Below are 16528 nucleotides of genomic sequence, written 5' to 3' on the forward strand. Positions count from 1 at the left end.
GAGTGTCCCCTGGGCATGGAAGGATAGAACTTGGTCTTCAAGAGGCGCGACCCACGACCGCTGCATCGGGTTCTGACCGAGGTCTTCTGGCCCCGTGGTGGCTGGACGCGCGCGGCCTATTACATCACCCACAGAATTCGCCGGCTGCCCGACACGCCGCACCGCATCGCGCGCGGGGTGCTGGCCGGGGTGCTGACCTCGTTCACGCCGCTCTTCGGGTTCCATTTCCTGACCGCGGCGGCCATCGCCTGGGTGATCCGCGGCAATATCCTGGCGGCGCTGATCGCAACCTTCTTCGGCAATCCGCTGACCTTCCCGGTCATCGCCTATGTCGCGATGTGGCTGGGCAAGTGGATGCTGGGCGGGCAATATTCGGTCGAGCATCAGGATACGCTGCTCGAGGCCTTCATGGCCGCGGGCTATGACATCCAGCACAATGCCGTGGCCATCTTCACCGATGATCCCACCCGCTGGGGCGGGCTGGCGCGGTTCTTCCCGGATGTGTTCCTGCCCTATCTGGTGGGCGGGCTGATCCCCGGCCTGATCGCGGGGCTGATCTGTCACCGGCTGACCTTGCCGCTGATCCTGGCCTATCAGAACCGCCGCCGCACGCGCCTGAAGGAACGTTTCGAGAAGCTGAAGGCGCGGCTGGCGCAGAAGGCCGAGGACGCCGAGGCGCGCCCAGCATCCGAGGGCACCGCACCTTTGCACCGCAAGTCGCCCGAAACGCCCCCGCTCTGAGACACCGACGCGGGCCGCCCCCGGTTCTGGCGACCCCGGTTCTGGCGCCCCCTCCCCCGCGGTCCGGGCGTCGGGACGGCGGGGCTCAGTCGGCGGCGTTTGCGACGCCGACGCTGGTCCCCAGAAGCCCAAGGATCGAGCGCGCCGAGACCACCGGCGATTCGGTCGCCAGCACCAAATCGCGCGGTTCGATCGGGAAATTCTGCGCCGAGAACAGCCCGTCTGCGCTGGTCAGATCCATCGAGAACACGACCCGCGCATGTTCGGGCGCAACCGGCAACGGCGCGTCGGGCCCCGCTTCGGGACGCGGCTGCACCACCTCGGGGGCATATTCGCGCAAGATCAGCACGCCCTTGGCATTGGCGCGATTATCGGCCAGCCCGCCCGCGATCGTCACCGCCTCGAGCGCCGAGATCCGGTCCTTGGCAAAGGGCACCAGCTCCTCGCGGGCCTGCGCGCCCATGGCCACGAAATAGCGCCGGTCCTTTTCGACGATCAGCTTGTCGCCGGCACGCAGCGCAGTATCGCGGCGCGGGTCTTCGGACAATTCGTCCAGCGAGCTGATGTAGACCCGCCCGCCGCGGATCAGCCGCACCTGCGGGTTTTCGAGGCCGGGCGCGACGCCCCCGCCCTGCGCGATGGCGCCCAGCACGGTGATCGAACGGTCGGTCAGCGGCACCGAACCGGGCCGGGCCACCCCGCTGACCAGATCGACGGCATTCTTCGGGCCCGGCGTCACGCTCAGCTGCACCTGGGCGGCGGGGATCAGCTCTTCCAGCCGCTCCTGGATGGCGGCGCGGGCGTGCTGGGGCGACATGCCGGCCACGCGCATCTCGCCGACATAGGGCACGAAGATGCGCCCGCTGGCCGACACGATCGAGGGTTGCAGCGGCGTCGAGGGCTGCCCCGCCCCGGTCAGAAGAGAATTCTCGTCGTTTTCCCAGACCGCGATTTCCACGCGGTCGCCCCGGGTGATGATCAGCCCATCCGCCCCGCGGCTGTGCCCCGGCCAGACGCGCCGTTCATGGTGCAGCCCGGCGGGCCAATCCTTGAGGACGGCCAGAAAGTCACGGTCGATGGCGTAATGGGCAAATCCCGCCTCGGCGGCGTCCTTGCCGCGCAGCACCTCGGAGCGGAGCGCGGCCCCCCGCGGCAGGCTGCATCCCGCAACCACGAAGGCAGCACCCGCGGCCAGAACCGCACGACGATTTGGCATCATTCGGACTGCCTCCCCCGATCGCATGACCTGATCGACCCCCCCAGGGTCCGTCCCGGTATGCGTAGATTATGCCCCTGATACAAGGCGCGAATGGCGCCCGCGAGGGGTCGGAGGCAGGTCTGTCGTCAAACGTGTCCTGAAGGTCACCCGGACAGGCCCGGTTCGTCCAGAAGCGTGCGCCCCTCGCGGCTCTCGATCTCGAGCACCCACAGATCGGGATCGCGCGCCCGCGACCGCGCGATCCGGGCGTCGATCTCGGCCTCGGGGGCATCCGCGATACAGACCCAGGCGCGGGTGTCGGCGAACGGGTCATACTGGCGTTCATGCAGCTGCGCGGTGCCGTCAAGGCGCGCGCATTTGACCATCACCGCGCCGGCCGTGTCATCGCCCCGCGCGGTCACATAGGCCGGGATCGCGGCCGCCTGCAACCGCGCCAGATAGGCCGCGACCCACAGGCCCGCCGCCAGCCGCGGCTCAGTCGCCATCGCGGAAGTCGAGGCCCATCTCGGAATAGCGCTCGGCCTCATTGAGCCAGTTCTCGCGCAGCTTGACCTGGATGAACAGATGCACCTTGCGGTCCAGGAACTGGCACAGATCCGTGCGCGCGGCCTGGCCCACGGCCTTGATCGTCTCGCCCTTGTGGCCCAGCACGATGCCCTTGTGCCCTTCGCGCGCGACATAGACGATCTGGTCGATCCGGGTCGAGCCGTCGGGGCGGTCTTCCCAGGCTTCGGTCTCGACGGTCAGCTGATAGGGCAATTCCTCGTGCAGCCGCAGGGTCAGCTTCTCGCGGGTGATCTCGGCGGCGATCATGCGCATCGGCAGGTCGGCGATCTGGTCCTCGGGGTAGAGCCAGGGGCTCTCGGGCATCAGCCCGGCCAGCCAGCGGCGCAGGTCGTCGACGCCATAGCCCTTCTCGGCCGAGATCATGAAGGTGCGGCGGAATTCGAAGGCCGCGTTAAGCTCGGCCGAGAGGCCCAGCAGAACCTCGGCCTTGACCCGGTCGATCTTGTTGATGGCCAGCGCCACGGGGCGGTCGCCCACCTTCTCGCGCAGGCCCTCAAGGATGCGCGTGACGCCCTCGGTCAGACCGCGGTGGGCCTCGACCAGCAGCACGACGACATCGGCATCGCCCGCGCCCCCCCAGGCCGCGGCGACCATGGCGCGGTCAAGCCGGCGGCGCGGACGGAAAAGGCCGGGCGTGTCCACGAAGACAAGCTGCGCGGCGCCCTCCATCGCCACGCCGCGGATGCGCGCGCGCGTGGTCTGCACCTTGTGCGTGACGATCGAGACCTTGGCCCCCACCATCCGGTTCAGCAGCGTGGACTTGCCGGCGTTGGGTTCGCCGATCAGCGCCACGAAGCCCGCGCGGGTGGGCGCGTCGGCGGGCAGGTCATCCACGGGGGTCGTCTCAGCCATGCTTGGCCTCCAGCCGGTTCAGAAGCGTGCGCGCGGCGGCCTGTTCGGCGGCGCGCTTGGGCGCGGTGGTCGCCGTGGCGCTCTCGCCCGAGGACAGCCGCACCTCAACGGTGAACTGCGGGGCATGATCGGGCCCTTCGCGGCGCAATTCAACATATTCGGGGCGCGCAAGGCCACGCGCCTGCGCCCATTCCTGAAGCGCGGTCTTGGCATCGCGCGACACGGTCTCGGCGGCATTCACCCGCGCCCCCCAGAGCCGCAGGATCAGATCCCGCGCCACGTCAAAGCCCGCATCCAGATAGACCGCGGCGATCACGGCTTCCATCGCGTCGCCCAGCAGCGCCTCCTTGCGCCGGCCGCCCGACATCATCTCGGACCGGCCCAGCCGCAACACGTCGCCCAGGCCGATCTCGCGGGCGATCTCGGCGCAGGTCTCCTTGCGCACCAGCGCGTTGAAGCGCGGCGCAAGCTGGCCTTCGGAGGCGGCGCGGTCGGCCTTCATCAGCGCCTCGGCCATCACCAGGCCCAGCACGCGGTCACCCAGGAATTCCAGCCGCTGGTTGTCGGGCCGCGCCTTGGTCGAGATCGACGAATGCGTCAGCGCGCGCGCCAGCAGCTCGGGACGCGTGAAGCTGTAGCCCAGGCGGCGGGCGAAATCCTCGGTATCGGCTGCGATCTTCACTCGATTGCCTTGAAGAAACGGTCGGGACGCCAGGTCCAGACATAGAACAGCGACCGCCCCGCCGACGAGAACATGATCCGGTCGGCCCGCCCGATCAGATATTCGGCCGGCACGAAGCCCAGGCCGCCCGACGAGGCCGGGAAGCGGCTGTCCTCGGAATTGTCGCGGTTGTCGCCCATGAAGAAGTAATTGCCCGGCGGCACCAGGAATTCGGGCGTGTTGTCGGCCACCCAGAAGTCGGTGATGTTCAGGATCGAATGGGTGCGCCCGCCCGGCAGCGTCTCGAGCTCGCGCTCCTTCTGGCAGACGCCGCCGCGGCCCACCGGGTCATTGACGCAGCGGGGGATCAGCCCGTTGGGGCCCTGAAGATCCTTTTCCTCGGCGAACATGCCGCCGTCGGTCAGCGTGACCGGGGCGCCGTTGATGTGCAGCACGCCGTTGATCATCTGGATGCGGTCGCCCGGCAGGCCGATCAGGCGCTTGATGAAGTCGACCCCGCGGGTGGGATGGCGGAACACCACCACATCGCCGCGCTCGGGCTCGGAGGCCAGGATGCGCCCCGAGATCGGGCACATCGAGAACGGGCAGGAATGGCGCGAATAGCCATAGGCCATCTTGTTGACGAACAGGAAATCCCCGATCAGCAGCGTGTCCTTCATGCTGCCCGAGGGGATCCAGAACGGCTGGAAGAACAGCGTGCGGAAGACGCCCGCGATCAGGAGCGCGTAGACCACCGTCTTGACGGTCTCGATCAGACCTTCCTTCGCCGCATTTGCCATGAGATGCCCGCCTCTGCTGCCGATTGCGCGTTTCTCTGGCCCCTCGGAGGCCCGATTGTCAAGGAAGGGCGCGCGCCTCGATGACCACGAAGGCCTGGGCCCAGGGGTGATCGTCGGTCAGCGTGACATGCACCACCGCTTCGTGGCCGGGCGGGGTCATCGCCTTCAGCCGTTCGGCCGCCCAGCCGGTCAGCGCCATCACCGGCTGGCCGGTGGGCAGGTTGGTGACGGCCATGTCCTTCCACGAGATGCCCATGCGCAGCCCCGTGCCCAGTGCCTTCGAGCAGGCCTCCTTGGCGGCCCAGCGCTTGGCATAGGTGCCGGGCGTGTCGGCGCGGGCCTCGGCCTTGGCGATCTCGGTGTCGGTGAAGACGCGGGTGCGGAACCGGTCGCCGAACCGTTCGAGCGTGCCGGCGATGCGCTCGATATTGGCCAGATCGGTGCCGACGCCCAGGATCACGCCGCGCCTCCGCGGGCCAGATCCATCTGCCGGCGCATTTCCGCGATGGCCGGGCCAAGGCCGATGAACACCGCCTCGGCGATCAGGAAATGCCCGATGTTGAGCTCGCGCACCTCGGGGAATGCGGCGATCGGCCCCACCGTGTCGAAGGTCAGCCCGTGGCCCGCGTGCACCTCAAGCCCCAGATCGGCCGCCCGTTTCGCCCCCTCGCGCAGCGCGGCCAGCTCGGCGTCGCGCGCCTCCTGTTGGCCCTCGGCATGCAGGTCGCAATAGGCCCCGGTGTGCAGCTCGACCACAGCGGCACCGGCGCGCGCAGCGGCCTCGATCTGGGCGGGCTGGTGGCCGATGAACAGCGACACGCGGATCCCGGCCTCGCGCAGGGGCGCAATGAAGCGCGTCATCCGCGCCTCGTCGCCGGCCACGTCCAGACCGCCCTCGGTGGTGCGCTCCTGCCGGCGTTCGGGGACGATGCAGGCTGCATGGGGCACATGGCGCAGCGCGATCGCCTGCATCTCGTCGGTGGCGGCCATCTCGAGATTGAGCGGACCGCGGAGCGCGCCCATCAGCCGCGCGATGTCGCTGTCGTGGATGTGGCGGCGATCCTCGCGCAGATGGGCGGTGATGCCGTCGGCGCCGGCTTCCTCGGCCAGGATCGCCGCGCGCACCGGATCGGGATAGGCCGAGCCGCGCGCGTTGCGGATGGTGGCCACGTGGTCGATATTCACGCCAAGGCGCAGCTCGGGGCTCTGGGTCATCGGGCGTCTCCTGATTTGCGCCGACCCTAGCGTGCGGCGCGCAAAGCTCAACGGGCAAAGCGCGCGCCGGGATCACAGATCCGAGGGCATTCGCGGGCCGGGTGAGAAGCGGGCGATCTCAGCGCCGCGGGCCGTAGGTCTGCCAGGCCCAGATCAGCGCCATCGCGCCCAGGACGGCGCCGACAAACCCCGCCATCCAGCCGGCCATGGCGATCAGCACCCGCAGAACCAGCCCGCCGACCAGCGCGCCCAGCACCCCGATGGCGATCGTCGTCGGCACGTCGGTATCCAGCCGCATGAAGCGCGTGGCCAGGAACCCCGCGGCCGCGCCCACGATCAGAAGCATCACGAATGACATGGGAAAACCCTCCGCCGCCTGTCCCGGTGAATATGGGCCCTGGCCCCCTTCCGCCGCAAGGGCCGCGCCCTGCGATGGGCGCGCATCAGCCCACCAGATGGCGCAGGCCCTGCGTCACGTCCGAGCGCACCGCCAGCCGCAGCCCCGGTTCGTCGCCCGCCCGCAGCGCCGACAGGATCAGCCGGTGATGGCGCGTGGGCTCGGTGCGCGGCGTGCGCCCGTAAAGCGCGCGCATGGTCGGCCCCAGTTGCAGCCAGACGGTCTCGATGATGGCCAGCATCGCCGGGGCCTGCGCACGCAGATAGAGCGTGCGGTGAAATTCCAGGTTCGAGCGGATGTAGCCCACCGCATCCTGCTTGGCCACGGCCTCGGCATTGGTGGCGTTGATGGCGGCCAGCCGCTCGATCAGCGCCATATGGGCCCGCGGCAGCGCGCGCGAGGCCAGCTCGGGCTCGATCAGCGCGCGCAGCGCCGCCAGCTCCTCGATGCGCTCGTTCGACAGTTCCGGCGTCGCCACCCGCCCCGAGGATGACAGCATCAGCGCCCCTTCCGCCACCAGCCGGCGCAGGGCCTCGCGCGCGGGGGTCATCGACACGCCATGCGCCTTGCCCAGGCCACGCAGGGTCAGCGCCTGTCCGGGCGCAAGCTCGCCGCACATGATCTGCTGGCGCAGCGTGCGATACAGACGGTCATGGGCGGCCGGGACGATCTCCGGCGAACGGGCGGTTTTCATGGGCGGATCGGAGCATGGCCCGCGCGGCCAGTCAATCGGTCGCAGGTCCGCGCGGGACGGGTCCGGGGCGCGTCAATCGCGCAGCCGCAGGGCATGCAGCGTGCCGCCGTTGCGGCGCAGCCAGTCGCGCGGCGCCGCATAACCGGGGCAAAGCCGCGCCACCACCGCCCAGAAGGCCGGCGAATGGTTCATCTCGCACAGATGCGCGACCTCGTGGGCGGCGACGTAATCCAGCACCTCGGGCGGGGCCATGACCAGCCGCCAGGAATACATCAGCCCGCCATCGGCCGTGCATGACCCCCAGCGCGAGCGCGTGTCGCGCAGGCTCAGCCGGGTGAAGCTGCGCCCCAGCGCCACCGCATGCCGCCCCGAGGCCTCGGCCAGCCGGCTGCGCGCCTCGACCCGGTAGAAGGCCTCGAGCCGCCGCGCCAGCCGCGCGGGATCCTCGGGCATCAGGATCACCGGCCCGTCGGCCTGCATCTCGCGGCGGGGGGCGCGCAGACGCGCCGGCACCAGCCGATGCGGAACGCCCTCGAAGGGCACCTGCGCGCCGAAGACCGGCCGCGCCACCTGCCCCACCCGCGCGCGGGCCTGCACGATCCAGTCGCGCCGGCTGCGGGCGAAGGCGATCCCCTCGGCGGCATCGGCGCGCGCAGGCAGCGTCAGCGTCACCCCGCCATCAAGCCGCGACACCCGCAGCGAGAACCGCCGTGCCCGCGGCGACCGGCGCAGCACCAGCTCGATCGGCTCGGGCCCTTCCAGCGTGATACGGTCCGGTGACACCGGTGCCCCCCTCCTGCCGCGCACCGACGGTCCCCGGACGGCGCGGCGCTCTCCTGCTTGCATGAAAACCCCGGATTTCCGGGCCGCGAAACGACAAAAACGCCCCGAAAAGGCTTTGACACCCTGCGGTCGTTGTGGCAGTTGGCTGCGACTCTCTCAACATGAGAAGCAAGGAGTTTTCCATGCCCAAAGAGGAATGGGGCGTCAAGCGCCTCTGCCCGCATTGCGCAAGCCGGTTCTACGACCTCGGGCGTGATCCGATGACCTGCCCGGTCTGCTCGAACAGCTTCTCGGTGGAAAGCCTGCAAGTCGGCCGTCCGCGTCCGATGATCGCCGACAAGGCCAGCCCGGCCACGACCTCGGAAGAGATCGACGATCTGAACGATGATGATGATCTGGATGCCGATTCCGGCGACGTGGATCTGGACGACGACCTGCTGGACGACGACGACGACGATAATGTCTCGCTCGACGAGATTGCCGACGTCAGCGCCGACGACGACGAGAACTGAGCGCCGCACAGACCAGCCGCGAACGACGCTGACGGGTGCACGGGAAACCGCGCACCCGTTCGCTTTTGTCCTGCCCGCGTCTGTCATGCCCCCGCCCGGGGTTGACCGCGGCCCGTGATGACCGCCATCCGTGACGCCACGCCCGCCGGGCCGGGGTTGACCGCGGATGGGGCGGTGTATTCGATGCGCCGCGGGCGCCCCCCCCCAGGAACACGCCCCCAAACACGAGAGGCAGGGACATGGACGCGCTCGATCTGGCGATCCTGGCAGCAACGGTGATGACGGGGGCGCTGCTGGCCTGGCCGCGGCTGGCGCGCGCGCGGCTGTGGCGGGCGACGATCACGCCGCTGGCCTCGATCATCGGCAGCGGTTTTCTGGTTCTGGGGCCGGTGCTTGACGCGTCATTCGGGATGCTGGCGCCCGCGGTGATGGCGGGGCTGTGCCTGCTGGCCTGGGGCTTCGGGGCCTCGATCCGGGCCAATATCGCGGCGCGCGCCACGGACGCGCCAGCTCGGCGCGCGGGCCAGCTCGACACGCTGGCCTCGGCGGCGCTGGCCTTCGCCTATGTCATCTCGGTGGCCTATTATCTGAACCTTCTGGGCGCCTTCGGCGTGCGCCTGACCCCCTTCGACAGCCCCGGCAACGCCCGGCTGCTGACCTCAGCGGTGTTCGTGCTGATCCTGGTGGTGGGCTGGACCCGCGGCTTCGGCGCGCTCGAACGGCTGGAACAGGTTTCGGTGGGGCTGAAGCTGGCGATCATCGCAGGCTTCCTGCTGGGGCTATCGGTGCATTTCGCCCAGGTGGTTGACGCCGGCGCGGTGCAGCTCGACGCGCCCACCGTGACGCCGGGCGGGGGCCTTCTGCTGGCCTTCGGGCTGATCGTCACCGTGCAGGGCTTCGAGACCGCGCGCTATCTGGGCGCCGAATATGACGCCCCCACCCGCATCCGGGCGATGAAGCTGGCCCAGATCGTGTCGGCGGCGATCTACATGGTCTATATCGCGCTGGTCACCTTTGCCTTCGCGCCCGGCGACATCGCCTTGTCGGAAACCGCGATCATCGAGATGATGCAGCGCGTCGCGCCGATCCTGTCGCTGATGCTGGTGGCCGCGGCGCTGGCGGCGCAATTCAGCGCGGCGGTGGCCGATACCGGCGGCTGCGGCGGGCTGGTGGCCGAGCTGTCGCGCGGGCGGGTCTCGGTGCGGGGCGCCTATGCGGTGCTGGTCGCGGCGGGGCTGGCCCTGACCTGGAGCGCCAATATCTTCGAGATCATCGCCTATGCCTCGCGCGCCTTCGCGGCCTATTATGCGATCCAGTCGGCGATTGCCGCGCTGGGCGCGCGCGGGGGGGCGCGCGGGCTTCACGCAGGGCTTGCGGCGCTGGGTGTGGCGATCACGCTCTTCGGGATGCCTGTGGAATAGCCGCCCGTCCGCGGCCACCGCGGGGGCAGGATTGCGCACATTCCCGAACGGGTCAGTGCCCGCCACCGCCCACAGCCTTGGCCGGCGGGCGCATCAACAGCGCCGCCAGCGCCAGCCCGCCGAAAAGAAGCGACAGGAGCAGGAACACGTCGATGAAGGACATCACCACCGCCTGCTGACGCACCCGCCCGGCCATCTGCGAGATGGCGCCCAGCTGCCCGTCCAGACCATGCGCGCTGAGGTTCCCCGCCATCAGGTTCAGCTGGCGCAGGGCCTCGGCATTGGTCCAGGTGATCGCCTCGCGCAGGCGGTCGTAATGCAGGTCCGCCCGGTCCGACAGCATCGTGTTGATGACCGCAAGGCCCACCGCGCCGCCCAGGTTGCGCATCAGGTTGTAAAGCCCCGAGCCCCCCTTCATCTTGTCGCGCGGCAGCGTGCCCAGCGCCAGGTTGTTGACCGGCACCATGCACAGCATCAGCGACATGCCGCGCAGCACCTGCGGCACCACCAGTTCGTTGAAGTCCCAATCCGCGGTCATGCCGGTCAGCATCCAGGTCGACAGCGCGAACCCCACGAAGCCGATCAGCAGCATCAGCCGCAGGTCCATCCGCCCGGCCAGAAAGCCCGCCAGCGGCGCCGAGAAGAACATCGCCAGCCCCGAGACAAAGACCGTCTCGCCGATCATCAGGCTGTCGAAACCGCGGATCTGGGCCAGGTAGAGCGGATAGAGATAGGTCAGCCCATAGAGCCCGATCCCCAGCACGAAGCTGAAGGCCGACCCCAGCGCGAAGTTCATGTCGGTGAAGGCCGACAGATCGACGATGGGTTCCTCGCGCGTCAGGGCCCGCCAGAAGCTGACCACGCAGCCGACCAGGGTGATGGCCGTGAAAAGCGCCACATGCGGATCGGCCAGCCAGTCGTTGCCGGGCCCTTCCTCGAGCACATATTCAAGCCCGCCCAGAAACGCCGCCAGCGCGACCAGACCCCACCAGTCGAAACGCTCGAACAGCTTCCAGTGGGGGCGGTCGAAGTCGATCAGGAAGAACGCGCCCAGCGTTACCAGAATGCCCGGCGCCACATTGACCAGAAACAGCCAGTGCCAGGACAGCGCATGGCTGAGATAACCGCCCACCGTCGGCCCGATCGTCGGCGCCAGCGTGGCGATCAGCCCGATCATGGGCGAGACGACATTGCGCCTGGAGGGCGGAAAGATGGTGAAGGCCGCGGCAAAGACCGACGGGATCATGCCCCCGCCCAGAAACCCCTGAAGCGCGCGCCACAGGATCATCTCCTCGATCGTGGTCGAGGTGGCGCACAGGAAACTGGCAATGGTGAAGCCTGCCGCCGAGGCCGCGAAGAGATAGCGCGTGGACATCATCCGCGCCAGGAACCCTGACAGCGGGATCATCACCACCTCGGCGATCAGATAGCTGGTCTGCACCCACGAGATCTCGTCGGGGCTGGCGGCCAGACCGGCCTGGATCTCGGCCAGCGAGGCCGAGACGATCTGGATATCCAGAATCGCCATGAACATGCCGAAGACCATCACCAGAAAGGCGATGACCCGCCGCGGGCTCATGTGCGGCTCGGCCGGGATCGAGACGGGGGCGGACATGGGCTCAGCCGCGGGCACCGGGCGCGGTGCGCCGGTCGACCTCGACCACCGCCGACAGGCCCGCGCGCAAGGCGCCGGTGTCAAAGGCCTCGGGCGGAAGCGAGATGCGCACGGGCACGCGCTGGACCACCTTGGTGAAGTTGCCGGTGGCGTTCTCGGCCGGCAGGAGCGAGAAGATCGCCCCCGTCGCCGGCGCCAGCGACACCACCCGGCCGTCGAAATGCACATCCGGCAGCGCGTCCAGCGTCACATCGACATGCGCGCCGACGGCGACGCCGGGCAGCTGGGTTTCCTTGAAATTCGCCTCGACATAGAGCGCGTCATCGGGGACCAGCGCCGCCAGCCGCGTGCCGGGCGACACCAGATCCCCGACCTCGAGGCTGAGATTGGCCACGACCCCGTCGCGCGGGGCGCGCAGGACGGTCAGGTCCAGGTCGCGTTGCGCCTGTTCGACGGCCAGTTCCAGCTCGTGCTTGGCGCCTTCGGATTCGGCCCGCTGGGCGATCAGCACATCGACCTGCGCGCGCGCCGAGACGACCGCGGCCCGCGCCTTGGCCAGGGTGGCGGTGGCGGTGTCGAAGCCCTCGACCGCGCTGTCGAGCTGGGCCTGGGCGGCCACGTTGCGTTCATTGAGCCCGCGCACGCGCTCCAGCGTGGTGGTGGCGTTGCGCAACTGCGCCTCGGCGGCGTCGCGGTCGGCCTCGGCCTGGGCGACGGCGGCGCGCGCGGCGGTGATCTGCGCGTCGATGCGGGCCAGCGTCCGGTCCGCGGTCTCGACCCGGCTCCGGGCGGTGGCCAGCGCGATGCGATAATCGCCGTCATCGAGCCGCACCAGAACGTCGCCGGCCTTCACATGGGTGTTTTCCTCGACCGGCAGCTCGGCCACATAGCCCTGCACCCGGCTCGAGATCAGCGCGATATCGGCCTGCACATAGGCGTCATCGGTGCCGACCATGAAACGCCCCGTGGTCCAGTGGTTCCAGCCGGCATAGCCCGCCCCCGACAGCACAAGCGCCGCCAGCGCCCCCAGCACCAGCCGCTTGCGCCCCTGTTTCGGGCGCGCGGGGGCGTCGGTTTCGCCCAGCGCGGCAGAGAGCGCGGCATCATCTGCGCTGAGGCGTTCGGGCTTGGACATCTGGTTCTCCCTCGATCGGCACGGTCGTTCGGAATCATCGAACCGCGTGGTTCGATCCCGATATAGGACACCGTGACTGACCAATCAAGTCTTTATCGAACCGCGCGGTTCGATTATATCCCCCCCAAGGAGATCCGCGATGCCCGAAGACACAAGCCCCAGCCCACGCCGCCGCCATGCCGCCGGCGAAGACCCCGCCAAGCGCGAACAGATCCTGCAAGGCGCGATGAAGGAATTTCTGGAAAAGGGATTCGACGCCGCCAGCATGAACGAGATCTGCCGCGCCGCGGGGGTCTCGAAGGGCACGCTCTATGTCTATTTCGCCGACAAGGCCGACCTGTTCGAGGCGCTGATCTCGGACCAGCGCGAGCAGATGTTCCAGGGCATTGCCGCAGCGCTGGAAAGCGACCTGCCCCTGCGCGAGAAGCTGGTTCAGTTCGGCCGGCGTCTGGTCGAGGTTCTGTGCTCGCACCGGGTGATCCGGGCCCAGCGCATCGTCGCGGCCACCGTGGACCGGATGCCCGAGGTCGGCACGCGCTTCTACGAGGGGGGCGCGCTGCGCAGCCATGCCGCGCTGTTGAACCTGTTGCGCCGCGAGGCCGCCGCGGGCCGGATCGATGCGCCGGACCTGTCGCTGGCGGCCTTTCAGCTGATGGAGCTGGTCGGGGCGGGGCTGTGGCGGGCGCGGCTGTTCGGCAAGCGCACCCTGCCCCCCGACCCCTCCGAGATCGGCCGCGCGGTCGAAAGCGGCGTGGCGATGTTCCTGGCGACCTACGGCACCGGCCGCGACTGACGCCGCAGCGCCCCGACCACCGAGGCCAGGATCAGCGCCGCGGTGGCCAGCACGAAGCCACAGGCGATGGGACGTTCGAGAAACACCATCAGATCCCCGCGCGAGATCAGCAGCGCCCGACGCAGGTTGGTCTCGATCAGCGGGCCCAGCACGAAGCCCAGAAGCAGCAGCGCGGGGTTGAAGGCCGCCAGCGACAGCAGGTAGCCAAGCCCCCCGATCACCGCGACCGCCATCAGATCAAAGCCCGAGCCGCGCACCGAATAGACGCCCAGGCAGACAAAGACCACGATCGCCGGATAGAGCCAGCGGAACGGGATGCGCAGGATCGACACCCAGATCCCGATCAGCGGCAGGTTCAGCACCAGCAGGAACAGGTTGCCCAACCCGAAGCTGGCCACGAGGCCCCAGAACATCTCGGGGCGCGCCTCGAGCATCATCGGCCCCGGCTGGATGCCGTGGATGACCAGCGCCCCCAGCATCAGCGCCATGATCGGATCACCGGGAATGCCCAGCGTCAGCGTGGGCACGAAGGCGGTGATGGCGGCGGCGTTGTTGGCGGCCTCGGGGGCCGAGACGCCCTCGAGCGCGCCCTTGCCGAAGCGCTCGGGCTGGCGCGCCACGCGCCGTTCCAGCGCATAGGACAGGAACGACGAGATGGTCGATCCCGTCCCCGGCAGCGCGCCGAAGAAGCTGCCCAGCGAGGTGCCGCGCAGGATCGGCCCCGGCAGGCGGCGCAGGTCGTCGGCCCGCGGCAGCAGCGCGCGCAGCGGCACGCGGTCGGGCCGGCCGTGCAGATCGGCAGTTCGGATGTTGCCGATCACCTCGGCCACGCCGAAAAGGCCCATCGCCAGCGCCACGAGGTTGATCCCGTCCATCAGCTGCGTCTGCCCGAAGGTGAAGCGCTGCACGCCCGAATTCAGGTCGGTGCCGACGCAGCCCAGGATGAGCCCCAGCACCACCATGGCCAGCGCCTTGGCCGGCCGCTCGGCGCCGATGGTCGAGGCCGCGACCAGCCCCAGCACCATCATCGCGGCATATTCGGCGGCGCCGAATTTCGTGGCCATGCCCGACAGCCACCCCGCCAGCGCCACCAGCACCACGATCCCCAGGATCGAGCCGGTGAACGAGGACACCATCGCCGTGAACAGCGCCACCCCCGCCCGCCCCTGCCGGGCCAGCGGATAGCCGTCAAGCGAGGTCACCGCCGATTGCGGCGTGCCGGGCAGGCGCAACAGGATCGAGGCGACCGAGCCGCCATATTGCGAGCCGTAATAGACCCCCGCCAGCATCGCCAGCGCGGCCTCGGCCGAGATGTAATAGGTCAGCGGCAGCAGGAGCGAGATCGCCGCCATCGCGCCGATCCCCGGCAGCACGCCGACGAAAGTGCCCAGGAACACCCCGAAGAGGCTGTAGATCAGGACCGAGGGCGCCAGCGCCACCTCGAACCCCGCGATCAGACCGTCGAGCGTCGTCATGTCAGCGGCTCCATGGCCAGACGGGCAGGCTCATCTGGAGCCCGGCGATGAAGACGGCCCAGGTCAGCGCCGCCAGCACCGCCGCCAGCACCGCCCGCCAGAGCCAGCCCCGTTTCGGCGCCGGCGCGCTGGCGATCAGCACCGCCAGAACGGTGGCCGGCACCAGGCCGGCCGGCTGAAGCAGAAGGCCAAAGACCACGATCGCGGCCAGAACGCCCGCGGCCTCGGGGGCGGCCAGGGGGCGCGCCTTGCCCGCCCGCCACCATGCGGGCAGCGCGATGGCCAGGCCCAGCCCCGCCAGCACGCCCCCCAGAACCGTGGGAAAGAACCCCGGCCCCATGCGGCGCAAGCTGCCGAAATCATAGCTGGACCAGGCCCAGGCGGCCACCGCCAGCCCGAGAGCGGCCAGAAGGCCGCCCCCCCAGATGTCGTGATAATCGCGTTTCATCGCCCCTGCCCCGCCGGTCGGCGCGGGTTACTGTTTCGCCTCGATCCGGTCGAGCACGCCGCCCCAGACGGCGGTATCCTCGGTGATGCGCGTGGCCAGATCCGCGGCGCTGCCCGAGGCGGTCTGCCAGCCGATCGCCAGCAGCTTTTCCTGCACGCCCGGATCGGCCAGGATCTCGTTGATGTCGGCGTTCAGCGTGGCGATCACCTCCGGGTCGGTGCCCGCCGGCGCGATGAAGGCGTTCCACAGCTCGGCGCGGAAATCGGTCGGCATACCGGCCTGACCGGCGATCACCGGCACGTCGGGGACATTGGCGAAGGGGGTGCTGGAGGTGATGCCCAGCATCTTCATCTTGCCCGCCTGCACATGCGGCAGCGCCGCCGAGGGCGCCATGAAGCCCGCGTCGATCTCGCCGCCCATGATCGAGGTGGTGACCTCGGCATAGCTGGTGAAGGGGACGTGCAGCATCTCGATGCCGGCGGTATCGGCAAAGAGCTCGGCGGTCAGATGCGCGCCCGAGCCCTGCCCGACCGAGCCATAGGCCAGATCGCCGGGATTGGCGCGGGCCTCGGCGATGAAATCGGCCACATCCGCGGCCGGCGCCTCGGCCGACACGGCCAGGACCAGCGGGCTGGTGGCGATCAGCGCCACCGGCGCGATATCTTCGGCCACGTCATAGCCCAGCCCCGGCACCAGCCGCGGCGCAGTGGTCAGCGGCCCGTTGATCGTGGTGGCGAAGGTATGCCCGTCGGTCGCGGTCAGCATCTGCTGCACGCCGATCACGCCGCCCGCGCCGGGCTTGTTCTCGACCACGACGGGCTGGCCCAGCTTCTCGGCAAGCGGCGCCGCGACCAGCCGCGCGATCGTGTCGGGCGACGAGCCCGCGGGAAAGCCCACCACCAGATGCACGGGCCCCGTGGGCCAGTCCTGCGCGGCCAGGGGGCCGGCTCCGGCCAGGACCGCCCCGGCGGCGACGGTGGCAATCAGGCTGCGGCGGCTGAACATGATACGCATGCGGCGTTCTCCTCTCCGGTTCGGGCGGGACTGTTGAACCTTTGGCGGGCAAGGTCAATGCCGCCCCTTGGCCAATGCCCGCCCGCGCGCGCCCGCGGTCCTTGCGCGGGACTGGACAAGGGGGCGCGTGTTTTGTAGGGCGCTGGGGACCAGACGGGCCAGGGAAGGACGCATCGAGTGCTGACC

General features: G+C 69.6%; 19 protein-coding genes. 4 read left to right on the forward strand and 15 right to left on the reverse strand.

Annotated elements, in window-relative coordinates:
- Window positions 1–30 precede the first annotated feature (30 nt).
- Complete coding sequence (locus BW949_RS04205; RefSeq protein WP_076363623.1) at window positions 31–741, forward strand: DUF2062 domain-containing protein; 711 nt, start codon at window positions 31–33, stop codon at window positions 739–741.
- An 85-nt stretch (window positions 742–826) separates the two neighbouring features.
- Here the strand turns inward: BW949_RS04205 and BW949_RS04210 are convergent, their stop codons facing one another.
- The 10 genes from BW949_RS04210 to BW949_RS04255 all read right to left on the reverse strand — a co-directional run bounded on the left by BW949_RS04210 (window position 827) and on the right by BW949_RS04255 (window position 7929).
- Complete coding sequence (locus BW949_RS04210) at window positions 827–1960, reverse strand: polysaccharide biosynthesis/export family protein (protein WP_076363624.1); 1134 nt, start codon at window positions 1958–1960, stop codon at window positions 827–829.
- A 143-nt stretch (window positions 1961–2103) separates the two neighbouring features.
- The gene (locus BW949_RS04215) at window positions 2104–2445 is read right to left on the reverse strand and encodes a DUF1491 family protein (protein WP_076363625.1); all 342 of its coding nucleotides are present in this window, start codon (window positions 2443–2445) and stop codon (window positions 2104–2106) included.
- A complete protein-coding gene (era, locus tag BW949_RS04220; RefSeq protein ID WP_076363626.1) occupies window positions 2435–3379 on the reverse strand; it encodes a GTPase Era in 945 nt (314 codons plus the stop codon). The genes BW949_RS04215 and era overlap by 11 nt, the downstream gene beginning before the upstream one ends.
- On the reverse strand, window positions 3372–4061 hold the full coding sequence (rnc, locus tag BW949_RS04225) for a ribonuclease III (protein ID WP_076363627.1): 690 nt from the start codon (window positions 4059–4061) through the stop codon (window positions 3372–3374). Before rnc ends, era begins: the two co-directional genes overlap by 8 nt.
- Window positions 4058–4840: a signal peptidase I gene (lepB, locus tag BW949_RS04230; RefSeq protein WP_076363628.1), complete on the reverse strand. Its 783-nt coding sequence runs from the start codon at window positions 4838–4840 to the stop codon at window positions 4058–4060. Before lepB ends, rnc begins: the two co-directional genes overlap by 4 nt.
- Before the next feature lie 58 nt (window positions 4841–4898).
- Window positions 4899–5300 (reverse strand): holo-ACP synthase, encoded by a 402-nt coding sequence (gene acpS / locus BW949_RS04235; protein ID WP_076363629.1) that lies wholly within the window; start codon window positions 5298–5300, stop codon window positions 4899–4901.
- Window positions 5297–6055 (reverse strand): pyridoxine 5'-phosphate synthase, encoded by a 759-nt coding sequence (locus tag BW949_RS04240; protein ID WP_076363630.1) that lies wholly within the window; start codon window positions 6053–6055, stop codon window positions 5297–5299. The genes acpS and BW949_RS04240 overlap by 4 nt, the downstream gene beginning before the upstream one ends.
- Before the next feature lie 118 nt (window positions 6056–6173).
- Entirely contained in the window at window positions 6174–6413 is a 240-nt protein-coding gene (locus BW949_RS04245; protein WP_076363631.1) for a GlsB/YeaQ/YmgE family stress response membrane protein, read from the reverse strand.
- Window positions 6414–6498: 85 nt separating this feature from the next.
- Window positions 6499–7146 (reverse strand): GntR family transcriptional regulator, encoded by a 648-nt coding sequence (locus BW949_RS04250; protein WP_076363632.1) that lies wholly within the window; start codon window positions 7144–7146, stop codon window positions 6499–6501.
- Between the two features lie 72 nt (window positions 7147–7218).
- A complete protein-coding gene (locus tag BW949_RS04255; protein WP_235816191.1) occupies window positions 7219–7929 on the reverse strand; it encodes a M48 family metallopeptidase in 711 nt (236 codons plus the stop codon).
- Between the two features lie 182 nt (window positions 7930–8111).
- On the opposite strand from BW949_RS04255, the gene BW949_RS04260 reads away from it, so the two are divergent.
- Together BW949_RS04260 and BW949_RS04265 are read left to right on the forward strand one after the other, a co-directional pair.
- A complete protein-coding gene (locus BW949_RS04260) occupies window positions 8112–8441 on the forward strand; it encodes an FYDLN acid domain-containing protein (protein ID WP_076363633.1) in 330 nt (109 codons plus the stop codon).
- A gap of 239 nt (window positions 8442–8680) precedes the next feature.
- Window positions 8681–9862 (forward strand): hypothetical protein, encoded by a 1182-nt coding sequence (locus tag BW949_RS04265; protein WP_076363634.1) that lies wholly within the window; start codon window positions 8681–8683, stop codon window positions 9860–9862.
- A 52-nt stretch (window positions 9863–9914) separates the two neighbouring features.
- On the opposite strand, the gene BW949_RS04270 is transcribed toward BW949_RS04265, so the two are convergent.
- Together BW949_RS04270 and BW949_RS04275 are read right to left on the reverse strand one after the other, a co-directional pair.
- Window positions 9915–11477: a DHA2 family efflux MFS transporter permease subunit gene (locus BW949_RS04270; protein ID WP_076363635.1), complete on the reverse strand. Its 1563-nt coding sequence runs from the start codon at window positions 11475–11477 to the stop codon at window positions 9915–9917.
- A 4-nt stretch (window positions 11478–11481) separates the two neighbouring features.
- Window positions 11482–12612 (reverse strand): HlyD family secretion protein, encoded by a 1131-nt coding sequence (locus BW949_RS04275; RefSeq protein ID WP_076363636.1) that lies wholly within the window; start codon window positions 12610–12612, stop codon window positions 11482–11484.
- 139 nt (window positions 12613–12751) lie between these two features.
- On the opposite strand from BW949_RS04275, the gene BW949_RS04280 reads away from it, so the two are divergent.
- Window positions 12752–13405 carry a TetR/AcrR family transcriptional regulator gene (locus tag BW949_RS04280; RefSeq protein WP_076363637.1) on the forward strand — a complete coding sequence of 218 codons (654 nt, stop codon included), beginning with the start codon at window positions 12752–12754 and terminating at the stop codon, window positions 13403–13405.
- Here the strand turns inward: BW949_RS04280 and BW949_RS04285 are convergent.
- The 3 genes from BW949_RS04285 to BW949_RS04295 are packed head-to-tail and all read right to left on the reverse strand — an operon-like array spanning window position 13384 to window position 16342.
- Window positions 13384–14880 carry a tripartite tricarboxylate transporter permease gene (locus BW949_RS04285; protein ID WP_076363638.1) on the reverse strand — a complete coding sequence of 499 codons (1497 nt, stop codon included), beginning with the start codon at window positions 14878–14880 and terminating at the stop codon, window positions 13384–13386. The two genes, BW949_RS04280 and BW949_RS04285, sit on opposite strands and share 22 nt — an antisense overlap.
- Before the next feature lies 1 nt (window position 14881).
- Entirely contained in the window at window positions 14882–15328 is a 447-nt protein-coding gene (locus BW949_RS04290; RefSeq protein WP_076363639.1) for a tripartite tricarboxylate transporter TctB family protein, read from the reverse strand.
- Between the two features lie 27 nt (window positions 15329–15355).
- Window positions 15356–16342 carry a Bug family tripartite tricarboxylate transporter substrate binding protein gene (locus BW949_RS04295; RefSeq protein ID WP_083947568.1) on the reverse strand — a complete coding sequence of 329 codons (987 nt, stop codon included), beginning with the start codon at window positions 16340–16342 and terminating at the stop codon, window positions 15356–15358.
- Window positions 16343–16528: the final 186 nt, after the last annotated feature.

This window comes from Phaeovulum vinaykumarii, from assembly GCF_900156695.1.
In the GTDB taxonomy this organism is placed as follows: Bacteria; Pseudomonadota; Alphaproteobacteria; order Rhodobacterales; family Rhodobacteraceae; genus Bieblia_A; species Bieblia_A vinaykumarii.

What these genes read in the sequence shown, in the direction of transcription:
- BW949_RS04210 (WP_076363624.1), bottom strand. Translation starts at nt 1,960, where the DNA reads ATGATGCCAAATCGTCGTGCGGTTCTGGCCGCGGGTGCTGCCTTCGTG.
- BW949_RS04215 (WP_076363625.1), bottom strand. Translation starts at nt 2,445, where the DNA reads ATGGCGACTGAGCCGCGGCTGGCGGCGGGCCTGTGGGTCGCGGCCTAT.
- era (WP_076363626.1), bottom strand. Translation starts at nt 3,379, where the DNA reads ATGGCTGAGACGACCCCCGTGGATGACCTGCCCGCCGACGCGCCCACC.
- lepB (WP_076363628.1), bottom strand. Translation starts at nt 4,840, where the DNA reads ATGGCAAATGCGGCGAAGGAAGGTCTGATCGAGACCGTCAAGACGGTG.
- BW949_RS04240 (WP_076363630.1), bottom strand. Translation starts at nt 6,055, where the DNA reads ATGACCCAGAGCCCCGAGCTGCGCCTTGGCGTGAATATCGACCACGTG.
- BW949_RS04245 (WP_076363631.1), bottom strand. Translation starts at nt 6,413, where the DNA reads ATGTCATTCGTGATGCTTCTGATCGTGGGCGCGGCCGCGGGGTTCCTG.
- BW949_RS04250 (WP_076363632.1), bottom strand. Translation starts at nt 7,146, where the DNA reads ATGAAAACCGCCCGTTCGCCGGAGATCGTCCCGGCCGCCCATGACCGT.
- BW949_RS04260 (WP_076363633.1), top strand. Translation starts at nt 8,112, where the DNA reads ATGCCCAAAGAGGAATGGGGCGTCAAGCGCCTCTGCCCGCATTGCGCA.
- BW949_RS04265 (WP_076363634.1), top strand. Translation starts at nt 8,681, where the DNA reads ATGGACGCGCTCGATCTGGCGATCCTGGCAGCAACGGTGATGACGGGG.
- BW949_RS04270 (WP_076363635.1), bottom strand. Translation starts at nt 11,477, where the DNA reads ATGTCCGCCCCCGTCTCGATCCCGGCCGAGCCGCACATGAGCCCGCGG.
- BW949_RS04275 (WP_076363636.1), bottom strand. Translation starts at nt 12,612, where the DNA reads ATGTCCAAGCCCGAACGCCTCAGCGCAGATGATGCCGCGCTCTCTGCC.
- BW949_RS04280 (WP_076363637.1), top strand. Translation starts at nt 12,752, where the DNA reads ATGCCCGAAGACACAAGCCCCAGCCCACGCCGCCGCCATGCCGCCGGC.
- BW949_RS04285 (WP_076363638.1), bottom strand. Translation starts at nt 14,880, where the DNA reads ATGACGACGCTCGACGGTCTGATCGCGGGGTTCGAGGTGGCGCTGGCG.
- BW949_RS04290 (WP_076363639.1), bottom strand. Translation starts at nt 15,328, where the DNA reads ATGAAACGCGATTATCACGACATCTGGGGGGGCGGCCTTCTGGCCGCT.
- BW949_RS04295 (WP_083947568.1), bottom strand. Translation starts at nt 16,342, where the DNA reads ATGCGTATCATGTTCAGCCGCCGCAGCCTGATTGCCACCGTCGCCGCC.